This window comes from Bacillus cereus group sp. N21, from assembly GCF_016483395.1.
Lineage (GTDB): Bacteria > Bacillota > Bacilli > Bacillales > Bacillaceae_G > Bacillus_A > Bacillus_A pseudomycoides.
On the sequence record NZ_JAEHBX010000034.1, the window covers coordinates 31,108 to 56,152 of the forward strand.

A 25,045-nucleotide genomic window follows, 5' to 3' on the forward strand; every position below is an offset into this window, starting at 1 on the left:
TAATCATGACATTAAAAATAAAAGTCTATTCGGATTACGTTTGTCCATTTTGTTTTTTAGGTGAAAAGCCACTGCAAGAAGCAATTCAAGGAAAAGATGTAGAAGTAGAATGGATGCCGTTTGAATTACGACCATATCCAGCGGAGCGAATTGATCCATGGAATGAGCCAGATAAATTAGGGATGTTCCAAAGCACAATTATGCCATGGGCAGAGCAAATGGGTGTTGATATGAAACTGCCCCGACTTTCACCGCATCCATATACACATACAGCTTTTGAAGGATATCAATTTGCGAAAGAACATGGAAAAGGAAATGAGTATCAGCACCGTGTATTCACAGCATTTTTCCAAGAAGAACGAAATATCGGCGAAATTGAAGTGCTAGTAGAAATTGCTGGAGAAGTCGGATTGAATCAAGAAGCATTTCGAGCTGCTTTAGAAAATCACACATATAAAGCAGCTCATGAAAAAGCAGTACATCATGCATATTATGAACAGGGCGTACAAGCTGTACCAACATTTATTATTGGTGATAGCGTTGTCCAAGGTGTCCGAGATAAAAAAACGTTAGAAGCAGTGATTGAACAAGAATTGAAAAAAGAAACTACAACTTTGTCAGAAGGAATGACATGTAACATAGATGGTTGTGAGTGATAAAAATAGCTGTTGGGAGTGTCCCAACAGCTATTTTTATTTTAAATAAGTTCTGCCATTTCTCTATGTTCAAGCTTATATGTAGCAAAAACCAAAAGAGGAGGTATTAGAAATGAAGTATGCAATTCCCCCACAGTATTTGCCCGTCCCAAGTAAAAGACGTTCTGGATTACAAATGGATCAAGTTACATTTGTTGTTGCTCATGATACCGGAAATCCAAATGCAACAGCTGCTCAAAATATATGGAAAAGAAAATGATTTATCCCGCATTAACGGACAGTAACACTCCCACCTCAAAATTCAGCGAAAGCAAAGAAGTTAGGTGGGAGATGAACTGTCCGTAAAAGCCCGATTGGTGAGGGCTAATAATCAGTGGGGGATGGAGAAAACCCTCACTGATTAAAGTTTCACTTTATATTGTGTGGGGACGAACGAATGGATTAGTGCAAATTCGAAATATGTAAAATATATTTCCAATTAATCATGAAAAGAAGTGTACCAAACAGGTACACTTCTTTCTATTCTGTTCTAAAAAAACTATAACAGAATAGGAGGTAAGGGTATTACAGTTTAAAATGGGTATGACCCTTTATACTACAGAATAGGATTCGTTTATAAGAATACCAAAAAAATACAATTAAGGAAAGAGTTAATTCAAAAGAGTTTTAAATGAAGTTAACACTATGTGTATAGTGGTTTGTTCAATGTTTCACAAACGTGTCACAACTATCTCATTCACTTTTTTAAAAAAAGTAGTATTCTAAATGTGTAAGCTGTTATATAAAAAATCTTAGTCCTGTACTAATCAAAAAATGGAGGAGATTAGGATGACTCAAGTATTAGAAAATGTAAAAAATGCATGGACAAACTTTAAAGGTGAAAAGTGGAAAGCAGAGATTGATGTCCGCGACTTCATTTTAAATAATGTAAACATTTATGAAGGTGACGAAGCCTTCTTAGCGGGAGCAACAGAAGCAACGAAACAACTTTGGGATCAAGTAATGGAGTTAACAACACAAGAACGTGAAAATGGTGGCGTTCTTGATATGGATACAAGCATTGTTTCTTCTATTACATCTCACGGTCCTGGATATTTAAATAAAGATATTGAAAAAGTAGTTGGTTTCCAAACTGACAAGCCATTTAAGCGTTCATTACAACCTTATGGTGGTATTCGTATGGCAGAACAAGCTTGTGAAGCTTATGGATACGAAATGGATAAAGAACTTAGTCGTATTTTCAGAGATTGGCGCAAAACGCATAACCAAGGTGTATTTGATGCTTATACTCCAGAAATGAGATTAGCTCGTAAATCAGGTGTTATTACAGGTCTTCCAGATGCATATGGTCGAGGACGTATTATTGGTGACTATCGCCGCGTGGCATTATACGGTGTTGATCGTTTAATCGAAGCGAAAAAAGAAGACTTAAATTTAACCGGCGGTGTAATGAGCGAAGATACAATGCGTTTACGTGAAGAGTTATCTGAGCAAATGCGTGCACTTCAAGAGTTAAAACAAATGGCTGCTTCTCATGGTTTTGATATTTCTAAACCAGCAACAAATGCACAAGAAGCATTCCAATGGTTATACTTCGCTTACCTTGCAGCGATTAAAGAACAAAACGGGGCAGCAATGAGCCTTGGACGTACTTCTACATTCTTAGATATCTTCATCGAAAGAGATATTGAAAATGGTACATTAACTGAAGAAGCGGCACAAGAAATTGTCGATCATTTCATTATGAAATTACGTCTTGTGAAATTTGCGAGAACACCTGATTATAATGAATTATTCTCTGGTGACCCAACTTGGGTAACAGAATCTATCGGTGGTATTGCACTTGATGGTCGTCCATTAGTAACGAAAAACTCATTCCGTTTCTTGCACACATTAGATAACTTAGGACCAGCTCCGGAGCCAAACTTAACAGTTCTTTGGTCTAAACAATTACCACAGAACTTTAAAAACTACTGTGCGCAAATGTCTATTAAAACATCTGCAATTCAATATGAAAATGATGACATTATGCGCCCAGAGTATGGCGATGATTACGGTATTGCTTGTTGTGTGTCTGCAATGAGAATAGGTAAGCAAATGCAGTTCTTCGGAGCTCGTGCAAACTTAGCTAAGACACTATTATATGCAATTAATGGCGGTAAAGATGAAAAATCAAAAGAACAAATTGGACCTGAATTTGCACCTATCACTTCTGAAGTATTAAATTACGAAGAAGTTATGCGCAAATTCGATATGACAATGGAATGGTTAGCTGGTTTATATTTAAACACATTAAATGTTATCCATTATATGCACGATAAATATAGCTATGAACGTATTGAAATGGCACTTCATGATACAAATGTTCTTCGTACAATGGCAACGGGTATCGCTGGCTTATCTGTAGTAGCTGATTCTTTAAGTGCAATTAAATATGCGAAAGTAAAACCAATGCGTGATGAAAATGGCATTGCAGTTGACTTTGAAATTGAAGGTGATTTCCCTAAATACGGTAACAACGATGACCGTGTAGATGAAATTGCAGTAAACCTTGTGAAAACATTTATGAACAAGCTTCGTAAACATAAAACATACCGTAACTCTGTTCATACAATGTCAATCTTAACAATTACATCTAACGTTGTATATGGTAAGAAAACTGGTAACACTCCAGACGGTCGTCGTACTGGTGAGCCATTTGCACCAGGTGCAAATCCAATGCATGGACGCGATACAAAGGGTGCACTAGCATCACTATTATCTGTTGCAAAATTACCTTATGAAGATGCGCAAGATGGTATTTCTAATACATTCTCAATTATTCCAAAAGCGCTTGGTAAAGAAGATGATGTACAAGTTAAAAACTTAGTATCTATGCTTGATGGATATGCAGTGAAAGAAGGACATCACTTAAATATTAACGTATTTAACCGTGAAACATTAATGGATGCAATGGAACATCCTGAAAAATATCCACAATTAACAATTCGTGTATCTGGTTACGCAGTTAACTTCATTAAATTAACTCGTGAACAACAAATCGATGTAATTAATCGTACAATGCATGAAAGTATGTAAGTAAAAAGTTTCCCTCAGTTGTAATAAAAGCAGAGGGAGGCTGTTTCAATAAAGGAGGAAGTTAACATGGTAAAAGGAAGAATTCATTCTGTAGAGTCTTGTGGTACTGTTGATGGCCCAGGAATTCGTTATGTCATATTTACACAGGGGTGTCTATTACGCTGCCAATATTGTCATAATGCTGATACGTGGGAAATCGGTAAAGGAAAAGAAATAACAGTTGAAGAAGTGATGCAGGATGTTACATGTTACCTTCCTTTTATTGAAGCTTCCGGTGGTGGCATTACTGTGAGCGGTGGGGAACCATTACTGCAGTTAGACTTTTTAATTGAGCTATTTAAGAAATGCAAAGAAATTGGAATTCATACAACAATCGATTCTTCTGGAGGCTGCTATTCTGAAGAGCCAGAGTTCCAAAGAAAATTAAATATTTTAATGGACTATACAGATTTAGTATTATTAGATTTAAAACATATCGATCCTAAAAAGCACCGTAAATTAACTGGTAAAACGAATGAACACATTCTACAATTTGCTCGTTATTTATCTGATAAACAAAAACCAATTTGGGTAAGACACGTATTAGTTCCAGGTGTTACTGATAGTGAAGAAGATTTGCAGAGATTATCTAGCTTCATTCAAAGTCTTTCTAATGTAAAGAAAGTTGAAGTCTTACCATATCACAAGCTTGGTGTATATAAATGGGAAGCACTTGGACATAAGTATCCTCTTGAAGGGGTAGAACCTCCAACAGAAAAAAATGTTCAAAAGGCAAAAAGTATTTTACAAGCAGTCTAATCCATTTGGATTAGACTTTTTGCTTTCTTTTAATAAAATCTAGAGTATATCTATAGAAAAGAGTATACTGAAAGTGGAATATCCATATTTTTGTAAAGAAATAAGAGGATAAATTTACATAATTGTAAAGGGAAAACCAAATAGTAACAAGAATTAAGAAGTAGCAGGGTGAGTATCATGGAATATGATCATTTGTAAGTTATTGCGAAAGCTCTGATAGGAAAGTATAATGTAAAGATATGAGCACAGATAGGATTAAGGGGTCAATCTTATATGCTTTGCATATCCACGACAGGTACATAGCTAACATGAAAGTGTTGGAATCCAAACATGTAATTTTTTTTAGGAAAATGTTTTTCCTATTGTCGTATATGCAATATGGGAAAGCGAAAAAGCTAGGAGTGGATTTGTTTGATAAAAAACCCCAAGGTTTTAATATTAACTGCACATTACGGTAACGGTCATGTGCAAGTAGCAAAAACATTAGCACAAACATTTCGTCAAAAAGGAATTGAGGATGTGATTGTGTGTGACCTATTTGGAGAGTCACATCCAGTCATAACGGATATTACAAAATATTTATACTTGAAAAGTTATACAATAGGTAAAGAGCTATATCGCTTATTTTATTATGGTGTAGAAAAGATTTATGATAAGAAAATTGCATCGTGGTATGCGAATTTTGGGAGAAAACGCTTAAAAGCATTATTACATGCAGAAAAACCAGACATTGTTATTAATACATTTCCAATTATTGCAGTACCGGAATTGAAAAAACAAACAGGTTTCTCAATTCCTGTTTATAATGTGTTAACAGATTTTTGTTTACACAAAATATGGATTCATCGTGAAGTAGATCGTTATTTTGTAGCGACAGATCATGTGAAAAAAGTAATGGTTGAAATTGGTGTACCTTCAGAGCAAATTGTAGAAACTGGGATTCCAATTCGTAAAAACTTTGAATTAACTATTAACCCGGAAATCCTATATAGTAAATATCACTTATCTCGTGAGAAAAAGATTTTACTTATTGTAGCAGGTGCCCATGGTGTATTAGGAAATGTAAAAGAATTATGTCAATCATTTATGACAGTTCCTAATCTTCAAATAGCTGTTGTCTGTGGGAAAAATGAAGCCTTAAAACAAGAGTTATTAGGGCTTAAGGAACAAAAGCCTGAGGCATTAAAAGTATTTGGTTATGTAGAGAATATCGATGAGTTATTCCGTATTACCTCTTGTATGATTACAAAGCCAGGAGGCATTACATTAAGCGAAGCAGCAGCTTTACAAGTACCTGTCATTTTATATAAACCAGTACCGGGACAAGAAAATGAAAATGCAATATATTTTGAAAAAAAAGGAGCTGCACTTGTAATTCGTGAAGATGAGGACATTTTTGCGAAAACAAAGGCACTATTAGAAGATGATAGGAAGCTCTTACAAATGAAAGAAGCGATGGGAAGTATCTATCGTCCAGAGCCAGCTTGCCACATTGTAGATGCAATTTTAGAAGAGAACCATGTGCAATCTAATCATATGCCGATTAAGTCGCCAGCTCTTGCTCAATCTTTTACGTAATATGAAACCCTCTTTGTATTTGGAAAGAGGGTTTCTTTGTTGTTTTGTAGGAATTCAGTATAAAAGTTAAAGTTAGTCACAAGGTATAACTGCCCTAGCCAAAACAGTTCCCCTCGATAAAGTTGTATGTTTTTATATATTCGTTATATGTTATCCACAAGAGAATGCGGTTTCAATAGACGGTAAAGTCGGAATATTAACAACGATATCCACATTGTCCACAATTTTCAGAAAAAATATCCACAAAATAAACATGATATTTGTGATTAAGTTTATAATAATCCAAAAGAATTGATAAATTTATACACAATTCTATTAATTTTGTGGATAAAGTTTTCCACAAAAAATACCCCTTATAATATAAGGGGTAAATCTTTACTTTGTCATCCAAAAAGTAAAGGGTAGGAGAGGGTAAAAAAATTACCTCAAGTTTCACTTTATCCCACTATTTGTGGGCAGTAAAATTCCATCTCAAACTTTGACGAAAGCAAAGAAGTTAAGTGATCAACTGCCCGTAAAAGCCCGATTGGTGAGGGCTGATAATCAGTGAAGGATAAAGCACCCATTGATTAAAATTTCACTTTATAATTATACACCTTTAGGGCGATATCCCGCTGCACGATCTGCTCTTCGAAACTCTCGTTGATAAAGAACCTCTTGTGTACTATTTAATGTATTTCTTGCTTTTTCACGTTTCTTTCTATCCATTACAGATCACCTCGTGTCATAAAGTTATTATCTATCATTTCCAATGACATAAAGAGGTATACACAATAAACAAGTATATTCATTTTATCCCGCTATTCGCGGGCAGTAAGGTCCCCACAAAATAGGTGGGGGATAAGTTTCCCACTGATTAAAGTTTCACTTTATAATTAGTGACATACTACGCTTCTTTTAAATGATGAGTATCTTGGAATGTAGTATCACGCATTGTAGAAAGAGTATATTGATCTTTTGGAATTTCATATAAGTTATATACTTCTTCGATTACGTTAATTTGATCATAAACAGCTTTTCTAGTTTCGTTTGCTAGGTTTACATATGGTAGTTTTTCAGCTGCTTTCATCGAACGAATATTTACTTTGCGAATACGCATAAAGATTATTTCAATATCTAACTCATAGAAAAGCTCGCTGAAAAAAGCATCTTTTGCTAATTTATTATACCCCTGGCCATGATACGGTTTTCCAAGCCATGTACCAAGAAAACCAGCTTTTTCTTGCACATCAAATAAAGTAATCGTGCCGATAGGGTTTCCCCATTCATCTAAAATTGTGCGTGAAATTAATTCACCACGCTCTTCTGCTTCTATTGTTTGCTTTGTTAAAAATAAAAACTCTTCGTATGAATAAGCTTTTTGACGCACAAAAGGGAAGACAGCAGGATCCACCATTAAATCATATAGAACGTGGCTGTCGTGTAAGTCGCGTTTTTTTAACATACTAACTCCTCCTCATATGAGGGTAGCATGACGAAAAAACACCCCACCCTCGAAATTTTTATATCAACCTTTAAAAAATTTCGGGGTGGGAATCGAACCCACTAGAACCAGTCTATAACGCTGGTGGCGCACCATTTGCCTTCCCCATTCATCAATTTGAAATGAAAAATCACGACACAAATTGATTATGGTTTCATTCAGTTTATAATCGTATAATACTTTATCTAGTCAAAAAAATAAACTAATTTTTTTTATTTTTTTTGTAAATTATTTTTCCATCAATCATAGTTAGTACGGGCTTGGCTAAGTAATGAAATGGGTGATGTGTCCATAATACAAGATCGGCATCTTTTCCAACTTCAATACTTCCAATTCTTTTCTCTAAACGTAAATTTCGAGCGGGAATGATTGTAACTCCTTCTAATGCAATTTTTTCATCTAATCCTTCCCTGACAGCGATGGCTGCACAAACATTTAAATATTGAATGGGAGTATAGGGATGATCTGTTGTAATCGAAACTTCTATCCCATGCTTTGATAAAGTATGGTAAGTATCCCATGATTTATTTTTTAGTTCAATTTTTGATCGGCGTGTTAATGTCGGACCAACAGATATTTTTAAATTTTGATTGGCAAGTTCTTTTACAATAAAATGTCCTTCTGTGCAGTGTTCAATACGTAAATCAAGATTGAATTCTTTTGCAAAGCGAAGAGAGGAAAGAATGTCATCTGCCCGATGAGCATGAATACGTACTGGAATTTCTCGGTGCAAAGCTTTTAGAATAGGGAGCATTCGAAAATCTGCTTCGTTTCCATAATGTTGTGCTTCGTAAAAAGATTCACGAAGCAATCCCATAATCCCCATACGAGTAATCGATTCTTTTGTGCCATTACTATGAACTCGTTTTGGATTTTCTCCAAATGCAATTTTTAATCCAGCAGGTTCTTGAATAATCATATGATCGATACAAGTTCCGGCAGTTTTAATCACACATGTTGTCCCGCCAATAATATTTTGACTTCCAGGCATAACGTGGGCAGTTGTAACCCCATTTTGAACCGCATCTTGAAAAGCAATATCAAAAGGATGGATACCATCTAAAGAACGAATATGTGGTGTTAATACTTCAGATGTTTCATTGGCATCATTTCCAGCCCATCCAGTCCCTTCATCGTATAGGCCGAGATGAGTATGCACATCGATAAATCCTGGTAAAAGGTGAAGGGCTCTTGCATCAATAACAGTCATATCTTGAGTGGGCTCAATATGTGGTTTTATCGCAGCGATTTGATTGTGTTTAACCAATACATCTCCTTGAAATTTGGAAGAAGTAATGGGATATACAATGGCCTGCTTAAATAGCGTTTTCATAGATACCTCATTTCCATTGGCTAATAACCTTTAAATTAGTAAATAGAACAATTTTAATGGGTTTATTTCAGAAGTACTACAGTGTATGCAATATAATATTTTGTAATGCAGGGTTTAATGTAGGAAAAGAATATTGGTATCCGTGCTGTATTGCTTTGTTAGACAATACATGTTGTCCTTGTAGCACAAGCATACTCATTTCTCCAAGTAAAGCATGTAGTGCAAATGCTGGAACGGGAAGCCAATGTGGGCGATGCATGATAAATGAAAGTGTCTCTCCAAACTCTTTCATTGTTGTAGGATTTGGTGCTGTAATGTTAAGAGGGCCTTCTATTTCTTTTGTGTCTATTGCAAAATCAATCATGCGGATGACATCATCTAGATGAATCCAAGACAGCCACTGATTACCTGAACCGATTGTGCCACCAATAAATAATTTGTAGGGAAGCAACATTTTAGGAAGGGCACCACCCTCTTTTCCTAAAACAATTCCAAAGCGTGTATAGACGGTTCGAATTCCGAGAGAAGTTGCATGAGAGGCTGCTTCTTCCCATAGTTTTACTGTAGTTGCTAAAAAGTCACTGCCATGTTCTTTGTTCTGTTCTGTAAAAATTTTTGTTTCAGATGTACCGTAATAGCCAATTGCGCTAGCGTTAATAAAAGTATGGGGCTTATTTGGTAATGTTTGTAATTGTTTGATGAGACTATTTGTTGTATGAAGACGACTCGTTATAATGTTTTCTTTCTGCTTCTTTGTCCATCGACCGTTATTGATAGATTCTCCAGCTAGATTAACAACAACATCGATAGAGGTGAGAGGGAATTTAGGTGAGCATTTATCCCATTGGACGTAGTGAATGTTAGAGTTGAAAGGTGTCTCTTTTTTTTTCTCGGGTAAGAATGTAAATGGTGTACCCTTTTAGGCTTAAAAAAGTAGCTAATGCTTTACCGATAAAACCAGTTCCCCCAGAAATTGCAATTTTCAACTGAACTTCCTCCTCATTATATATATTCATGAAAAGCAAAATTGTTCCGCAACTATGTTAAAATAATAGCGGGGTGAAGAATATGGCTGTCATTACAAAAATAGAAGTACAAAAACGAACGAAAGAACGATTTAATATTTATATTGATAAAGGACAAGGTGAAGAATACGGATTTAGTGTGAATCAAGTAACCTTAATCAAGCACGGTTTGCAAAAGGGTTTAGAAATCGATGAAGTAGAGTTAGCAAATATTTTATACAATGAAGAAGTACAAAAAGCATATTTGCAAGCAATTTCTTATTTATCCTATCAAATGCGGACGAAACAGGAAGTAGAAGAATACTTACGAAAAAAAGAAATTGGACAAGCCGTCATCTCTGAAGTTATTTCGAAATTATTACATGATCACTATATTAATGATAAAGAGTATGCCATTTCGTATGTGCGAACTCATAGTAACGTGAACCAAAAAGGACCGACAATTATTAGACGGGAACTTTTTAGTAAAGGTGTCCAAGATATAATTATTACTCATAGTTTACAAGAGTATCCGAAAGAGAAGCAAATTGAAAATGCCTTTGAGCTTGTAGAAAAAAAGAAAAAGTCCTATCAAAAGCATTCTTTTTTACAAATGAAACAAAAGCTAGAAGAAATGTTAGTCCGTAAAGGATATAATCGTGATGTAATTCAAATTTGTCTAGAAGAATTAAAAGAGGAAAAGGATGATACGCAGCAACAAGCTGCATTGTTATATCATGGAAATAAGTATCATGAGAAGCATAAAAAGCATGATGGATGGACATATGAAAATAAGATGAAACAAGCATTATATCGAAAAGGATTTTCTATTGATGAGATAGAGACATTTTTACAAATGAAACGTGAAGAGGGATGAGAGAATATGATGAATATGCCAAAACGTTATAGTGATATGACACCACATGAGTTAAGAGAGGAAATTGGCATTTTAAAAGAACAGGCTGTGAAAGCAGAGCAGCTTGGTATAGTAAATGAGTTTGATGTATTAATGAGAAAAATGGCAATGGCTCGTGCTTATATGACAGATATAAACGCATTTCAGATTGGTGAAACGTATGAACTTATAGAAGAACCGGGTGTCTTCTTTACGATTACGTATTTCAATGGGGTATTTGCTTGGGGACATAAACAAAATGAGACAGAGGAAATTGGTATTCCTATTTCGCTATTACAAGAGAAATAAAAAACCAGAGAGCCTTGGCTGCTCTGGTTTTCATTTTTCGTAGTTGTTAAAGGAGATAGGCAATTAAATTTGGCGTTTTCTCATCTCATTCGCCAAAATAATGAGAGACTGGTTTTGCTGCGTCTGTCCATTTACTTGCGCTTTTGCATGTTTCGGACGTGCCCAGGTAGGGTTGAATAATTCAGAACGACGATCTAAATGATTACGGTAGCTCATCTTTATCACCTCATGTAGGAAGTTAATTGCAATAACTCTTTAGAACGGACTATTGTTTTTACTCTTCCTGATGATTTGCGGCACGCATACGTTCCTGTGGGTGCGTGTTAATTGTGCCGTTAGGTCTTTTCGAAGCAAAACGAGCTTTTGCTTTCGTTGGACCATCGATTTTGCTGTTGTTTTTTGATTCAGACCAAAATTCGGCTTGTCTACCCAAGAAGAACGCCCCCTCATTATTAAATGATACTTACTAAGAAGTATCATTAATAGAATGTGCAAAATAGAGAAAATTATGCTTGAACATAAAATGAAACTTCTGTTGGCGATGGAAGAAGTTCATGAATGCGTGTATCCTTTTGTTCATTTATAATTTTGATGTGGTAATGAGGTTTGGAAATAAAGTACGAAATTAATAAAAGGAGAAATAAATAATGAATGATAAGTATGAAGTACTAACAAAAGAATTACTTGAAAAAAATAGCTTTCTGTCTTATTCTCAGGCTCGTGCATGGATTGAGTTATTATGGGAGGACTTCCAAGTAACGTATGCAAAGTCTGGTCGTTATCAAGGTGAAGAAATGACGGAGCAAATTGTAAGAACATGGATTAATAACCATGGTGAACGCCTTCATGAAATCCGCACGAATAATCCGAAATATAGTCATTTAATTAATCAAGATGATCATTTAAAGCATTAAAAAAAGCGACTGAAGTTGGTCGCTTTTTTTAATGCGGAATCAATTCCAATTTTTTACGAAGCTTTTCTTCACTAAAAATCCATCCAGTATAGGAACTAATAATATTTAAATTTTGATCCAGTTGGACAATTGCAACGAATGGGTAATAGTCTTTACTACGGTACCGTAAATCGATAAAACGCACTTCATAATAGTTGTCGTAATCAAAAATATCCCAGCGGTATACGGGTGAAAAAGATAAAAAAGCAGAAATGTTTTCATCTTTTTGTGCAGCTCGCATAATTTTATTATCTGGAAGTGGAATACGATCAAATTTATCATGCACCATAATATGGCCGCGGTGCCAACGCGTAACATAATAGTGTTTTTTTGTTACAATAGCCAAATGATAGTGATAAAAGCGATAAGAAGGAGAAATAATGACTTCCTCTACATCTTCAAATCGTTTGTAAACTACACTTTTTACATTTTGTCTCATTACAATTCGACCGACATAGTAGACAAACATTAATATATATGCAGCTAAAGCAGTATATCCTTTATGGGAGCCAACAACCATACAAGCGATAGCGAGTATATGGATAAAGAAAATAACAGCATCAAATGTATTAATTACACCTAATGCAACCCACCTTTTTGTAAAAGGCCTCAACGCTTGTGTACCATAGGCGTTAAAAATATCAACAAACACGTGAAGAAAGACGGCGATAAATGACCAAAGTAGTAGATGAAAATAGGGAGCTTCTGTAAAGAAGGCAAAGGAAATTCCGCTTATAAGGAAAGACCAGAGAATAACAGCAGGAATGGAATGAGTAACCCCGCGATGGTTTCGTATATATTTTGCATTATTACGTAATTTTAAGACGGTATCAATATCAGGAATATTGGAGCCAGCGATCGTTGCAAGCATAACAGCTTGTGGTCCGAAATCACTCTGGCTAATGGCTGGATCTAACGTTGCTAAACCACCTAATGTGACGCCCATAACAAGGTGAGTGGCCGTGTCCATGAAAATACACCTCCGTTTTTTATTAATGTAACTCTTTTTATTCGATATCTCAAGGCATTTGCCTTCTATTTCCTATATCATCTTACTTAAATTTTTTCCTAAAATCTTTATAATAGTACGTATATGCAAAAAATGAGGGGGATCAAGTTTGGCACTTGAAATATTAGATGATTTTAACATAGAGAAGTTTCAACATGATTTAATTAGTTGGTTTGAAAAAGAACAGCGTGATTTACCTTGGCGTAAAAATAAAGATCCGTATCGCGTTTGGGTTTCTGAAATTATGTTGCAGCAAACAAGAGTGGAAGCTGTAAAACCATATTACGCAAATTTTATGGGAAAGTTCCCAACGTTAGAAGCGTTGGCATCGGCAGATGATGAAGAGGTATTAAAAGCATGGGAAGGCCTCGGTTATTATTCTAGAGCGCGGAATTTACATGCAGCGGTGAAGGAAGTAAAAGAAGTATATGGTGGGAAAGTACCAAGTGATGTGAAAAAAATTGAAAAATTAAAAGGTGTTGGTCCATACACAAAAGGTGCAATTTTAAGTATTGCATACGGTATACCAGAGCCAGCTGTAGATGGAAATGTAATGCGTGTTTTATCCCGTATATTATCGGTTTGGGATGATATTGCGAAACCTAAGACGCGAAAAGTATTTGAAGAGATTGTACGTGAAATCATTTCAAAGGAAAATCCATCTTATTTTAATCAAGGCTTAATGGAGCTAGGTGCGCTCATTTGTATTCCGAAAAATCCAGCTTGTTTACTTTGTCCAGTTCGGGAACACTGTCGTGGTTATGCAGAAGGTGTACAGAAAGAGTTACCAGTCAAAAGTAAGGCGAAAGCTCCTAAAATGGTGCCACTTGTTGCGGGTGTGCTGCAAACAGAAGATGGAAATTATGTAATTAACAAAAGACCGAGTACAGGATTACTTGCAAATATGTGGGAATTCCCAAATGTTGAAATTAGCGAAGGGATTCGAAATCAGAAACAACAGCTTACTGATTATATGAAAGAAAACTTTTCCATTTCTATTTCTATCGATGAGTATGCAATGAATGTGCAACATACTTTTACTCATCGGACATGGGATGTATTTGTATTTTATGGGAAGGTAACAAGTGCTATTAAAGAAACAGATACATTAAAAGTTGTATCTAAAGAAGAATTTGAAAAATTACCTTTTTCTAAATCGCATCGTATGATTTATGAAGAATGTGTTAAAAAACTTCAGCCTTAATGGTTGAAGTTTTTTCGATATAAACATAATAATTACTTACAAATATTTCATATTCCCTTAACAAATGACAAATACAATGAAAGTTGTAATGAAAAATTTAAAGGGGGATAGGAAATGCTTAAAAAAGTAATCAGTTCAGCAGTTGTAGCGACTTTCTTACTTCAAACATTAACTGAGCCAGGCCATGTTACTTTTGCTGAGGAGAAGGAACAAAATCAGCACACTCTCATTTCAGAAGTGCATTATACGGATGATCTGAGCTATATCGAATTGTATAACCCATCAGCGAAAGTTATGGATATGAAGAATGTTCAACTGAAGGTCAATGGAAAAGTGCTAAAACTTAAAGATGAAAATGAAAAGCAATCTGTACAACCAAAGGAAACGAAGTTAATCGTATTTGGAAATAAAACAGTTAATGAGATTAATGAGCGCTATAAGACGGAAATAAAAGAAGAACAAGTTTTATTTGCTACTGAGGATTTAAGTGATAAACAAATTAGGATTGAAGTAACGACTGAAAAAAATGAAACGGTAGATGTCATTGAAACAAGAAAAGAGAATAAAGATGTATCCATTCATTCTTTTTGGAATGAAACAAAGAAAGAAATGAAAAATGAAATACCATCACCTGGGACTTACACTGTATTCCAATCGCATAAAAAAGAAAATCCACCTACAGAACCCACACAAAAAGAGGCAGTCCAGCCAGACTCCAAACAACTAGAGCCTACACAACCAAACTCCAAAGAAACGATAGAAAAGCAGCCTGCACAAAAAGATAATAATCAAAAAGAAAAGTCATTACAAGAAACAGCGCATGTACCTAAAATGAAAATTAATGCACATGAAGATTTACCGATTGAACTTCAGTTAGCAAGTGTATACGATAAGGCAAAAGTAAACCTTGTATATCGTAGTGCGTCCGGTTTGGTAGTGAAAAAACTGGAAATGAACAAAGGTGAGAATAATTTGTATTCTACTGTTGTTCCAAAGCTAGATGTTTGGTCTGATACGTTTACATATTGGTTTGAAATTGAACAGGATGGAAAGATTATTACCTTTCCAGAAAAAGAACAATATGTAAGTACTGTTGAACGTCATGTAGAGGATTATACAAAGAATAGGGCAGTTATGATTACTGAACTAATGCCAGATACGATAAATGTGAACGGGAAAGATGGATATGAGTTTATAGAAATATACAATAATTCTAGTGAAGCAATACAGTTGAAAGATTATAAACTTATTTATAAGTATTCAGAAACTGGAAGTGAAGATTGGAATTTTACAGAAAATGCAACAATTCCATCAAAAGGAACGAAAGTGTTTTGGATTAAAAATGAAGGAAACGCAGCATTATCAAAACAAGACTTTATTCAAGCATACGGCGGGAATATAACCGAAGAACAAGTTCTTCCACTTAAAGTGGATGGAATGTCTAATAGCGCTGGGAGAACCATTCAATTTGCTGATCAGTACGGAACAGTTTTATCATCTGCAACATATGGGAAAGAGGATGTAAAAGTTGGTCAGAGTATGGCGTATGCATACAAAACCGAAAGTACTGAAATGCAAAAAGTAGGTTGGTTTGAAAAAGGAACACCTGGTGTGCAAATACCATTTCAAGTACCGCTAGAGCCAGTAAAACAATCAGATCAAGTAGGCGTTGCGATTGAGCATACGGCATTACCTGCTCATATAGTAACAGAAGATTTAACTATCACTGCAACGATTAAGGGCGGAGAGAATGTAGCAGTTTTGTATACCCAAGATGGCAAGTTAGCACACAAAAAATTGCAGATGAATAAAGAAGGAAATAGCGATGTTTATAAGGTGACAATTCCTCAAAAAGAGCTATGGGGAAATTCATTATTCTATAAAATTGTCGTGCAAGGGAATCAAGAAACAATTGAAAAATCTTATGAAACAAAAATAGAGCATAAAAAAATAGAACCACAAAGCGTACCGCCGTTGTTGATTACCGAAGTGACGCCGGACACGACGAATGTTGGGAAAGTAGATGGATATGAATTTATTGAAGTGTATAACAATAGCACACAAGATCTTAATTTTAAGGATTATACAATTCGATATCGTTATCCATCTGAAGGACCAGAAGGTGATCTCATTTGGGGATCTACTCCAGATGATGTTGTAATTCCATCAGGGCAGTCTCTCGTATTTTGGATTATAAATGGTGAAAACAATGAGAAAACCGTTGCTGACTTTAATAAACAATTTGGTGTGAACTTAGTAGAAAATAAAAATATTGTTAGAATATATTCAAATGGAATGGCGAATGGAAGTGCACGTGGTATTGTCGTTGCAACAAAGACGGGGACAGAAATTGCATCTGCTTACTACAATGATCAAGCAAACCAAGCTGATGTGAAAGCTAATAAGGGAATTTTATATCGCTATCCTCAAGATGGCTCGCAAATTATGCAAAAGATTAGTAGTGCAGAACATAATGCATCTCCTGGAACTATATTCGAAGGACAAGTACCAGCTGAACGAGTTGCTTTGAAAGAGGATACGATTGCGCCGACAATTTCACATAAAGCAGCAGAAGGACTAGTTTCTGAATTTCAAGATCATAAACTGAGTTTTTCTGTTCTTGATAACGAACGGGTTAAGAGTGTGAAATTATATTACAAAACGAATCCGAATGCAGAATATAAAGCTGAAAATTTAGTAGAGGATCGTGTAGATAAAAAATATCATTATACCATTTATTCACCTGAATTAATTGGAAAAGAGAAAGTGACATATTACTTGGAAGCTTCTGATGGCTTCAATGTAGTAAAAAGTGATATGTATTCAGTGCAAATAGCTGGAGAGAAAGATAAAGGACCTCTTCGTCTTAATGTAAAAGATGATGAAGTGGTTGCAAATCAAGTTTTATTAAAAGGAACCTCTTCGTCGGTTGGGGCTGAACGACTTGCTCTTTTAGTGGACGGAAAGAAAGTTGAGACGAACACATATCGTTCGTTAGAGAAGCCTGCTTATTTTGCTTTCGATGTGAAGCAAACTGACTTGTATTTTAAAAACGCAGTCACAATTGAAAATGAAGTATTACGTATATTTGATGATACGTATAGTGATTATGTCACATTAACTGTAAAAATTGATCAATCAAAAATTAAATATAATGAGCCGTTCAAAATTGATATTCGATCTGGCACAAAGACGTCACCATTTGACAATCGAGTTGAAGAGAATAAAGATGATTTTTATTTAAAAAATGTTCGCCTTGTATTAGCGGATGGAACGACTTTATATGATCCGAATTTTGCAAATCCAAATCAGGAGTTATCAATTGGTGATGGAGATACATCAACACCAGTATTTACGTTTGGATTCCAAGTTCCAGAAGAAAAGTTTATTTCGAATGCATATTTATGGGATACAAAACAAGTGAAGGATGGAAAGCATCGAATTGCAGTGCAAGATGGTGTGAATAAAGAAGTCGTTGCAAATGTAAAAGTTGATAATACACCACCAAAGATTTCAACTACGGTACAGAACGAGAAAAAATATAAAGGGAAAATTCCAATTGATGTAACAGTTACAGATGATATAGCAGGAGTGAAAAGTAAAAAAGTTATATTGGATGGTAAGGAAATTGTAACTCCATATGAAACATCATCTGCACAATTAGCAGCAGGAAAGCATGAGTTACATGTAGAGGCTGAGGATCAGGTAGGAAATCGTGAAGAAAAGACAATTATGTTTGAAACTTGGGCAGAAAATCCAACAGATCCTACTCCAATTGCACCTAAAGATGGAGAAAAAAATGTGAGCACGAATCCGACACTTGAAGCAAAAGTAACTGATCCAACAAATGACGCAATGAAGGCAATATTTTATAAAGGGTATACGTATAAGCCGAATGAAACGGATCGTATGAAAATTACCGAAAATTCGATAGAACAAGAACCACCACAAGCTTTTGCTGTGAATGGTGAGAAAAGTTTTGACCAAGATCAGCTAAGTAAAGTTAGTAAAAAAGATGGGAAATATTATACAACGGAATCAACAGAGAAATTTCCATATCATCGTTTTGATGTAACGGTTGCTGATGATGTGAAAAACGATGATACGGTAGAAGTAAAATGGTATGGACATTCTCTAGAAGGAAGAAAAGTTACGATGTATGCTTGGAACTACATGACAAATAAGTGGACAGGACTTACATCGAAAATTGCTGGGGATAAGGACTTTGAATTAAAAGGTGCTGTATTAGCGAAAGAATATGTAAAAGATCAAAAAGTAAGTGTAATTGTGCAAGACCAAATTCCAAGTTCACCAAATAAGTTTGATTACACATTTGTATGGATGTCGGATACACAGTATTACTCTGAAAGTTATCCCTATATTTACAAAAGTCAGGTTGACTGGATTGCTGCACAAAAAGATCCATTAAATATTAAATATGTATTCCATACGGGAGACCTTGTTGATAAATCATATCAAGAATTTCAATGGCAGCGCGCAGATGAATACATGAAAGTACTTGAGAATGCGAAAGTACCGTATGGTGTGTTGGCCGGGAATCATGATGTAAATCATAAAGATGAAGACTATACAGCATACTCGAAACATTTTGGGGATTGGCGTTTTAAAGATAAGCGATTTTATGGCGAAAGTTATAAGGATAACCGCGGACATTATGATTTGATTTCAGTAAAAGGCAACGATTTTATTATGCTGTATATGGGATGGGGCGTTACAGATGAAGATATTCAATGGATGAAGGAAGTATTGCAGAAATATCCGAATCGAAAAGCGATTTTATCATTCCATGAATATTTACTTGTATCAGGCAATCGTAGTCCGATTGGTGACAAAATTTTTAATGAAGTAGTTAAACCGAATAAGAATGTGTTAGCTGTGTTGAGTGGACATTATCATGATAGTGAGACATTAGTTGATGAAATTGATGATAATGGGGACGGCATCGTAGATCGTAAAGTATATCAAATGCTGGCGGATTATCAAGGTGGTCCAGAGGGTGGACAAGGATATATGCGACTTTTACAATTTGATACAACTGCGAACAAAATGTATGTCAAAACGTACTCTCCATATTTAAATGAGTATAATTTTTATAAACCAGAAGAGTATCCAGGAAAAGATGAATTTGAATTAGACATTGATTTAAAACCTGCGATAAAACAAGTCGCAACAGACTATGTAGAAGTAAACGTGTACACGAATGAAGTAATCGGTAAAGATAATTTTGTGGCGAATTGGCGCAACGCAAAGGTAAAATGGGAGAATTTAAAGGAAAATACGACGTATCAATGGTATATAAAAGTCGAAGACCGATATGGTGGTCAAGTGACTTCACCAGTTTGGTCCTTTACAACAGGTAAAAAAGGTTGGAGATGGAGCGTGTTCCCAAATTAGGGAACACGTTTTTAGTCATAAGAAACTTTTGTACTGTGCGTCCAATCCGCGTCACTTCTTTGAAGACCACCTCGAGATTCGATCTCTTTTATAATTTCTTTGTAAATCGTTTGGCCTTCTACGTTTAAATAAGGCATGATTTGTTGCAAGGAATGGTGAAAATAAGCTAATTCATCTTGTTTCCATTCTTCTTTCGAAATCATAGATAGTTCTGTCATATCGCGTCCAATGTGCATGTGTACACCTCCATCATATGTAGTTTGAATGAGCCGAGGGAGATGTATGCGTAAATTAAAAAATAAAATTGCGGATATCTTTTGAAAGGGTTGGTTACATTATTGATTGTGGAGGTGAGAAAGATGAGTAAAAAACAACAAGGTTATAACAAAGCAACTTCTGGTGCTAGCATTCAAAGTACAAATGCTAGCTATGGTACAGAGTTTGCAACTGAGACAAATGTACAAGCAGTAAAACAACAAAATGCACAATCAGAAGCGAAAAAAGCACAGGCTTCTAGCGCTGGTGTTCAAAGTGCAAATGCTAGCTACGGCACAGAGTTTGCAACTGACACAGATGTGCAAGCAGTGAAACAACAAAATGCACAATCAGCAGCAAAAAAATCACAATCTTCTAGCACGAATCAATAACAAAGAAAAACACTTCTCGATTCAAGAGAAGTGTTTTCTTTGTTTGGTAATGTGATTATGACAGGGGGGAAATTACTAGTGATAGTTTAAGGTCGATTGCTTTAAGAATTTTGTTGAGGGAGCCGACATAACTTCTAATAAGTCAACAAATGTAGTCAAAGGAGAAGGAGATAGGACATTAGAAAATATTTAGTAGCGATGTATCCTGTATGAATAGATGTTGGAATTTATTAAAAACAGGGGGTAAATAATGAATTCATTTGATAAGTTGGTAGGAGAACAATTGCAAACAATGGATGAGTTGTTGAAATTACAAGCGCATTTAGAGAAGTACCAACAGATCGAAACAAGTGAACAAGAAAAAGACGATAAAAAAGAGTTGCATTTTATTCGTCAAGAAATACACAAAACGGAACAAGCATTGAAGCTTTTGCATGAAAAATTTGAGCAACAAACAAATGAAGTGATTCACTCTTTTGAAACTGAAAAAATAATTTCTAACTAAAGAAGTGATGTATCCGGATGCTTTAGTTGGAAAAGCCCTTTCTTAATTTATGAAAAAGGGCTTTTTGTCGCATCAGGATTTGTCAATGGAGAGTAATAGTGTTTTACGAAAGCTGGATTGTGTCGGTTTAGTTTTAAAATTTTGACAAAAAAGTTATAATAGAAAAAAAGTGAATTCGGCTCAATACGTTTTTAAAAGGAACGATACTAGTTGGAACAACTTTAGAAGAGCATTCACAGTGAAAGAAGGGAGAACGTATGGGATTTCCCAAAGAAGGAGAAAAAATACAAATACATAGTTATAAACATAATGGTTTCATTCATAGAATGTGGGAAGAAACTACAATTTTAAAAGGGACACAAAGTCTTGTAATTGGTGCAAATGATCGGACTGTAGTAACCGAATCAGATGGTCGAACATGGATTACGCGTGAGCCTGCAATTTGTTATTTTCATTCAAATTATTGGTTTAATGTAATCGGTATGTTAAGAGAAGAGGGAGTGTATTATTATTGTAATTTAAGCTCTCCATTTGCATATGACTTTGAAGCATTAAAGTATATTGATTATGATTTGGATATTAAGGTATATCCAGATATGACATATACACTTTTAGATGAAGATGAGTATGAAAAGCATAGTCAGATGATGAATTATCCTCCAGTAATTGATACGATTCTAAAAAGAAATGTAGAGTATTTAACGCAGTGGATTCATCAAAGAAAAGGACCATTCGCGCCAGATTTTGTAGATATGTGGTATGAACGATATTTAATGTATAGAGATTAGAACAAACCTGCAGGGGTTTTCCCGGCAGGTTTGTCCTATTAAGGGGGGGATCATATGAGAGGAATAAATCGATACTTACAATTTGTAAAACCATATCGATGGCTTATTACAATTACAATTATTATTGGACTCATTAAGTTTGGTATTCCGCTTATTATGCCGTGGTTATTAAAGTATATTATTGATGATGTCATTCAAGGTGGTGGATCACTTCAGGAAAAAACATCACAATTGATAACAGCAATCGGGATTGCCTTTTTTATTTTTGGTGTACTGAGACCACCTGTTGAATATTATCGTCAATATTTTGCACAGCGTATTGGTAATACAGTACTTTACGACTTACGAAAACATATTTTTGGTCATCTGCAAAAGTTAAGTTTACGCTACTATTCAAATACAAAAACAGGTGAAATTATTTCGCGTGTAATCCATGATGTAGAGCAGACGAAGGATTTTATTATTACAGGACTTATGAATGTCTGGCTTGATACAGCTACAATTTTCATTGCAATTGTAGTTATGTTTTCTATGAATATAAAATTAACGCTTGTTGCATTGTTAATTTTGCCGATTTATGCAGTTGCAGTGAAATATTTTTTCGGGCGTCTTCGTAAATTAACGAGAGAGCGTTCACAAGCATTGGCAACGATGCAAGGTTATTTACATGAGCGTATCCAAGGGATGCAAGTGACGCGTAGTTTTGCATTAGAAGAGTATGAAAAAGGACAGTTTGAAAAGAAAAATAATGATTTTTTAACAAAAGCATTAACACATACAAGCTGGACAGCACGGACATTTTCTACAGTGAATACGTTAACGGATTTAGGACCGTTACTTGTTATTGCGTTTGCGGCATATGAAGTGATTCAAGGCTCTTTAACACTTGGAACGATGGTTGCTTTTGTTGGCTATATGGATAGTTTATATAGTCCATTACGCCGCCTTGTTAACTCTTCTACAACACTCACACAATCATTTGCATCAATGGATCGAGTGTTTGAACTGTTAGATGAAAAGTATGATATTGTAAATACTCCAAATGCAATTGAAGCAAAAAAGCTTTCTGGTGAAATTGTATTTGATCAAGTTTCCTTTCGGTATAATACTGATGAAAAAGATGTACTACATGACCTTTCTTTCTCAATTCGTTCTGGAGAAAAAATTGCCCTCGTTGGAGCGAGTGGAGGTGGAAAGTCATCCTTAGCTAGTTTAATTCCAAGATTTTATGATGTTTCTAGCGGTGCGATTTATGTAGATGGTGTGAATGTGAGAGAGTATAATGTAAGAAATTTACGTAGTCATATCGGTATTGTCTTGCAAGATAATCTGTTATTTAGTGATACGATTCAATCTAATATTTTATATGGAAACCCGAAAGCAACGAAAGAGGAAGTTATTGCGGCTGCAAAAGCAGCGCAGATTCATAATTTTATTATGAATCTACCAGATGGATACGATACAGTTGTGGGAGAAAGAGGCGTAAAGTTGTCTGGTGGACAAAGACAGCGTGTAGCGATTGCACGTGTCTTCTTGAAAAATCCTTCTTTACTTATATTAGACGAAGCAACATCGGCTTTAGACTTAGAGAACGAAAGACATATTCAAGAGGCTCTTCAAACATTAGCTGCGGACCGTACAACAATAATCATTGCTCATAGATTGGCAACTATTACACATGTGGATACGATCATATATATCGAAGATGGTGAAATAAAAGAAAAGGGTTCTCATGAACAATTAATGCAAAAACGAGGATTTTATTATGATTTATATCAAATTCAACATATAGAAGAAACAGCCCCTTTGGCGTAAAGGGGCTGTTTTTTCATTCATCTTCTTTTTTTTCATCAATTTGTAGTTCGTCTTCGGGTTTGTGATACGTATAAAAACTATCTACAAGTAAATCTAAATGTTCAACTTCTTCACTGTAATTAATAATTGAAGAAATAAGAGGGAAGAGATGTAACCATATTTTATATGATTCTTCATTATCTTTATTTTGATAGTCCATAAATATATCGATTAATTCCTGCTTACCAGTTTCTACTTCATCAAGCATCTCAACAGACTGTTGTTTTTTCGCTTTGCCAATAAATTTTAACAAAACTTGTTCATGATAGTGTGTTAATGAATCTAATTCATTTTGAATGGATTCTTGAAATGGTTCAGGCATATATCGTAATTCGTTTTCAGTGCGATGTAATGCTTTTAATGTACTTAATGCACGACTCGTTGTTGCTAACATTTGTCTAAATAAGACGAGCTTACGAATTTTTGCAAATTGTACTTTTTTCGTATAGCTTCTTTCTTCTTTGTAAAGTAAGTAGTAATGATTTAATTTAATCATTTTTTCTTTCATACGATCAATATCTGTTTTTAGTGTTGTAAAATCAGAAGCTTGCCTGCTGTTCATACGAATCCATTTCACAATTTCTTCGGTGTTATCAACGATACGATGATATAGTTTTGTTTCGTATTTTGGCGGCATAAACATTAAATTTACAAGTGAAGCCGCGACAATACCGACCATAATGGTTGCAAAGCGAAGCAGAGCGAAGTCAAAGAAGTTTGCTCCTTGATATTCCATAATCGCAATAACCGTCACTAAAGCAATTGATATTGTATTTTCTAAACGTAATTGTAGTGTAAGAGCAATAACTAATATACAAGTTAATCCAATAATAAAAGGATTGTGTCCAAAAGCAAATGCAAATCCGATAGCGAATACTGCACCAATTACGTTTGCTTGGATTTGTTCGAGTGCTGTCAAATACGAGCGATATACAGATGGCTGTACAGCAAAAATTGCTGAAATCCCCGCAAATACTGGACTCGGTAATTGGAGCAGAGTACAAGCAAATAAAGCTAATGTAATGGCAATACCCGTTTTTAAAATGCGAGCACCAAGTTTCATACCCTTTTTAATATCCTTTCTCTCTTGTCATAATGAATGTACAACATGATACTATACATTCATTACAATATGTTAGCAAGTGATATTTTAGTGATGTTCAAAAAGTCCGGTAAAGATAGCTGTCGCATTTCTTCGTTACGTCGCCAGTCCGGTACTCATGTAGTATAAGTTACACTCCGTATCCTCCTGACTTTCGTGCCTCGAACTGCTCGGCTCTCTTTATCCTCCTTTTTGAACCCATATTTTAGTGATGTTCAAAAAGTCCGGCAAAGATAGCTGTCGCATTTCTTCGTTACGTCGCCAGTCCGGTACTCATGTAGTATAAGCTACACTCCGTATCCTCCTGGCTTCCGTGCCTCGAACTGCTCGGCTCTCTTTATCCTCCTTTTTGAACCCATATTTTAGTGATGTTCAAAAAGTCCGGTAAAGATAGCTGTCGCATTTCTTCGTTACGTCGCCAGTCCGGTACTCAT

The 25,045-nt window shown here is 35.3% G+C and carries 22 protein-coding genes and 1 pseudogene; 14 read left to right on the top strand and 9 right to left on the bottom strand.

Features of this window, described 5'->3' with window-relative positions; translation table 11 throughout:
• The first annotated feature begins 5 nt into the window (after window positions 1-5).
• The 5 genes from JDS96_RS18500 to JDS96_RS18520 all read left to right on the top strand — a co-directional run bounded on the left by JDS96_RS18500 (window position 6) and on the right by JDS96_RS18520 (window position 6,110).
• Entirely contained in the window at window positions 6-656 is a 651-nt protein-coding gene (locus JDS96_RS18500) for a DsbA family oxidoreductase (protein ID WP_003194883.1), read from the top strand.
• 112 nt (window positions 657-768) lie between these two features.
• Window positions 769-915: a hypothetical protein gene (locus tag JDS96_RS18505; RefSeq protein ID WP_199667644.1), complete on the top strand. Its 147-nt coding sequence runs from the start codon at window positions 769-771 to the stop codon at window positions 913-915.
• Between the two features lie 569 nt (window positions 916-1,484).
• Window positions 1,485-3,734 (top strand): formate C-acetyltransferase, encoded by a 2,250-nt coding sequence (gene pflB / locus JDS96_RS18510; protein ID WP_199667645.1) that lies wholly within the window; start codon window positions 1,485-1,487, stop codon window positions 3,732-3,734.
• Window positions 3,735-3,800: 66 nt separating this feature from the next.
• A complete protein-coding gene (gene pflA / locus JDS96_RS18515) occupies window positions 3,801-4,532 on the top strand; it encodes a pyruvate formate-lyase-activating protein (RefSeq protein ID WP_199667646.1) in 732 nt (243 codons plus the stop codon).
• A 411-nt stretch (window positions 4,533-4,943) separates the two neighbouring features.
• Window positions 4,944-6,110 carry a diglucosyl diacylglycerol synthase gene (locus tag JDS96_RS18520; protein ID WP_199667647.1) on the top strand — a complete coding sequence of 389 codons (1,167 nt, stop codon included), beginning with the start codon at window positions 4,944-4,946 and terminating at the stop codon, window positions 6,108-6,110.
• A 588-nt stretch (window positions 6,111-6,698) separates the two neighbouring features.
• On the opposite strand, the gene JDS96_RS18525 is transcribed toward JDS96_RS18520, so the two are convergent.
• The 4 genes and pseudogenes from JDS96_RS18525 to JDS96_RS18540 all read right to left on the bottom strand — a co-directional run bounded on the left by JDS96_RS18525 (window position 6,699) and on the right by JDS96_RS18540 (window position 9,912).
• A complete protein-coding gene (locus JDS96_RS18525) occupies window positions 6,699-6,818 on the bottom strand; it encodes a YfhE family protein (RefSeq protein WP_003194890.1) in 120 nt (39 codons plus the stop codon).
• A gap of 178 nt (window positions 6,819-6,996) precedes the next feature.
• The gene (locus JDS96_RS18530) at window positions 6,997-7,554 is read right to left on the bottom strand and encodes a GNAT family N-acetyltransferase (protein ID WP_199667648.1); all 558 of its coding nucleotides are present in this window, start codon (window positions 7,552-7,554) and stop codon (window positions 6,997-6,999) included.
• A gap of 241 nt (window positions 7,555-7,795) precedes the next feature.
• Window positions 7,796-8,926, bottom strand: coding sequence for an amidohydrolase (locus JDS96_RS18535; RefSeq protein ID WP_003194894.1), 1,131 nt, complete (start codon window positions 8,924-8,926; stop codon window positions 7,796-7,798).
• A 76-nt stretch (window positions 8,927-9,002) separates the two neighbouring features.
• Window positions 9,003-9,912, bottom strand: a pseudogene (locus JDS96_RS18540) (TIGR01777 family oxidoreductase).
• 82 nt (window positions 9,913-9,994) lie between these two features.
• On the opposite strand from JDS96_RS18540, the gene recX reads away from it, so the two are divergent.
• Both recX and JDS96_RS18550 read left to right on the top strand, forming a co-directional pair.
• Window positions 9,995-10,807, top strand: a complete 813-nt coding sequence (gene recX / locus JDS96_RS18545) for a recombination regulator RecX (RefSeq protein ID WP_003194898.1) — start codon at window positions 9,995-9,997, stop codon at window positions 10,805-10,807.
• A 9-nt stretch (window positions 10,808-10,816) separates the two neighbouring features.
• A complete protein-coding gene (locus JDS96_RS18550) occupies window positions 10,817-11,134 on the top strand; it encodes a YfhH family protein (RefSeq protein ID WP_033796965.1) in 318 nt (105 codons plus the stop codon).
• 63 nt (window positions 11,135-11,197) lie between these two features.
• Here the strand turns inward: JDS96_RS18550 and JDS96_RS18555 are convergent, their stop codons facing one another.
• A complete protein-coding gene (locus tag JDS96_RS18555; RefSeq protein WP_003194901.1) occupies window positions 11,198-11,350 on the bottom strand; it encodes a YpzG family protein in 153 nt (50 codons plus the stop codon).
• Window positions 11,351-11,408: 58 nt separating this feature from the next.
• On the bottom strand, window positions 11,409-11,567 hold the full coding sequence (locus JDS96_RS18560) for a small, acid-soluble spore protein K (RefSeq protein WP_018767248.1): 159 nt from the start codon (window positions 11,565-11,567) through the stop codon (window positions 11,409-11,411).
• A 214-nt stretch (window positions 11,568-11,781) separates the two neighbouring features.
• Here JDS96_RS18560 and JDS96_RS18565 point away from each other — a divergent pair, with 214 nt between their 5' ends.
• Window positions 11,782-12,048, top strand: coding sequence for a YfhJ family protein (locus JDS96_RS18565; protein ID WP_003194903.1), 267 nt, complete (start codon window positions 11,782-11,784; stop codon window positions 12,046-12,048).
• 28 nt (window positions 12,049-12,076) lie between these two features.
• Here JDS96_RS18565 and JDS96_RS18570 read toward each other — a convergent pair whose 3' ends face one another.
• On the bottom strand, window positions 12,077-13,057 hold the full coding sequence (locus JDS96_RS18570; protein ID WP_018767249.1) for a metal-dependent hydrolase: 981 nt from the start codon (window positions 13,055-13,057) through the stop codon (window positions 12,077-12,079).
• A gap of 148 nt (window positions 13,058-13,205) precedes the next feature.
• Here JDS96_RS18570 and mutY point away from each other — a divergent pair, with 148 nt between their 5' ends.
• Both mutY and JDS96_RS18580 read left to right on the top strand, forming a co-directional pair.
• Entirely contained in the window at window positions 13,206-14,300 is a 1,095-nt protein-coding gene (mutY, locus tag JDS96_RS18575) for an A/G-specific adenine glycosylase (protein WP_006093315.1), read from the top strand.
• Window positions 14,301-14,414: 114 nt separating this feature from the next.
• Window positions 14,415-19,715, top strand: coding sequence for a lamin tail domain-containing metallophosphoesterase family protein (locus tag JDS96_RS18580; RefSeq protein ID WP_199667649.1), 5,301 nt, complete (start codon window positions 14,415-14,417; stop codon window positions 19,713-19,715).
• A gap of 11 nt (window positions 19,716-19,726) precedes the next feature.
• Here JDS96_RS18580 and JDS96_RS18585 read toward each other — a convergent pair whose 3' ends face one another.
• Window positions 19,727-19,951, bottom strand: coding sequence for a hypothetical protein (locus tag JDS96_RS18585; protein ID WP_199667650.1), 225 nt, complete (start codon window positions 19,949-19,951; stop codon window positions 19,727-19,729).
• A 123-nt stretch (window positions 19,952-20,074) separates the two neighbouring features.
• Between JDS96_RS18585 and JDS96_RS18590 the strand changes: the two genes are divergently transcribed.
• From JDS96_RS18590 to JDS96_RS18605, 4 genes are all read left to right on the top strand, one after another.
• A complete protein-coding gene (locus JDS96_RS18590; protein WP_018767253.1) occupies window positions 20,075-20,362 on the top strand; it encodes a gamma-type small acid-soluble spore protein in 288 nt (95 codons plus the stop codon).
• Window positions 20,363-20,612: 250 nt separating this feature from the next.
• Window positions 20,613-20,867: a YgaB family protein gene (locus JDS96_RS18595; protein ID WP_003194914.1), complete on the top strand. Its 255-nt coding sequence runs from the start codon at window positions 20,613-20,615 to the stop codon at window positions 20,865-20,867.
• Window positions 20,868-21,124: 257 nt separating this feature from the next.
• Window positions 21,125-21,655, top strand: coding sequence for a nucleoside tri-diphosphate phosphatase (ntdP, locus tag JDS96_RS18600; protein ID WP_003194916.1), 531 nt, complete (start codon window positions 21,125-21,127; stop codon window positions 21,653-21,655).
• A gap of 54 nt (window positions 21,656-21,709) precedes the next feature.
• Window positions 21,710-23,470 carry an ABC transporter ATP-binding protein gene (locus JDS96_RS18605; RefSeq protein ID WP_199667651.1) on the top strand — a complete coding sequence of 587 codons (1,761 nt, stop codon included), beginning with the start codon at window positions 21,710-21,712 and terminating at the stop codon, window positions 23,468-23,470.
• Window positions 23,471-23,483: 13 nt separating this feature from the next.
• On the opposite strand, the gene JDS96_RS18610 is transcribed toward JDS96_RS18605, so the two are convergent.
• Window positions 23,484-24,572 carry an FUSC family protein gene (locus JDS96_RS18610; protein ID WP_003194921.1) on the bottom strand — a complete coding sequence of 363 codons (1,089 nt, stop codon included), beginning with the start codon at window positions 24,570-24,572 and terminating at the stop codon, window positions 23,484-23,486.
• Window positions 24,573-25,045: the final 473 nt, after the last annotated feature.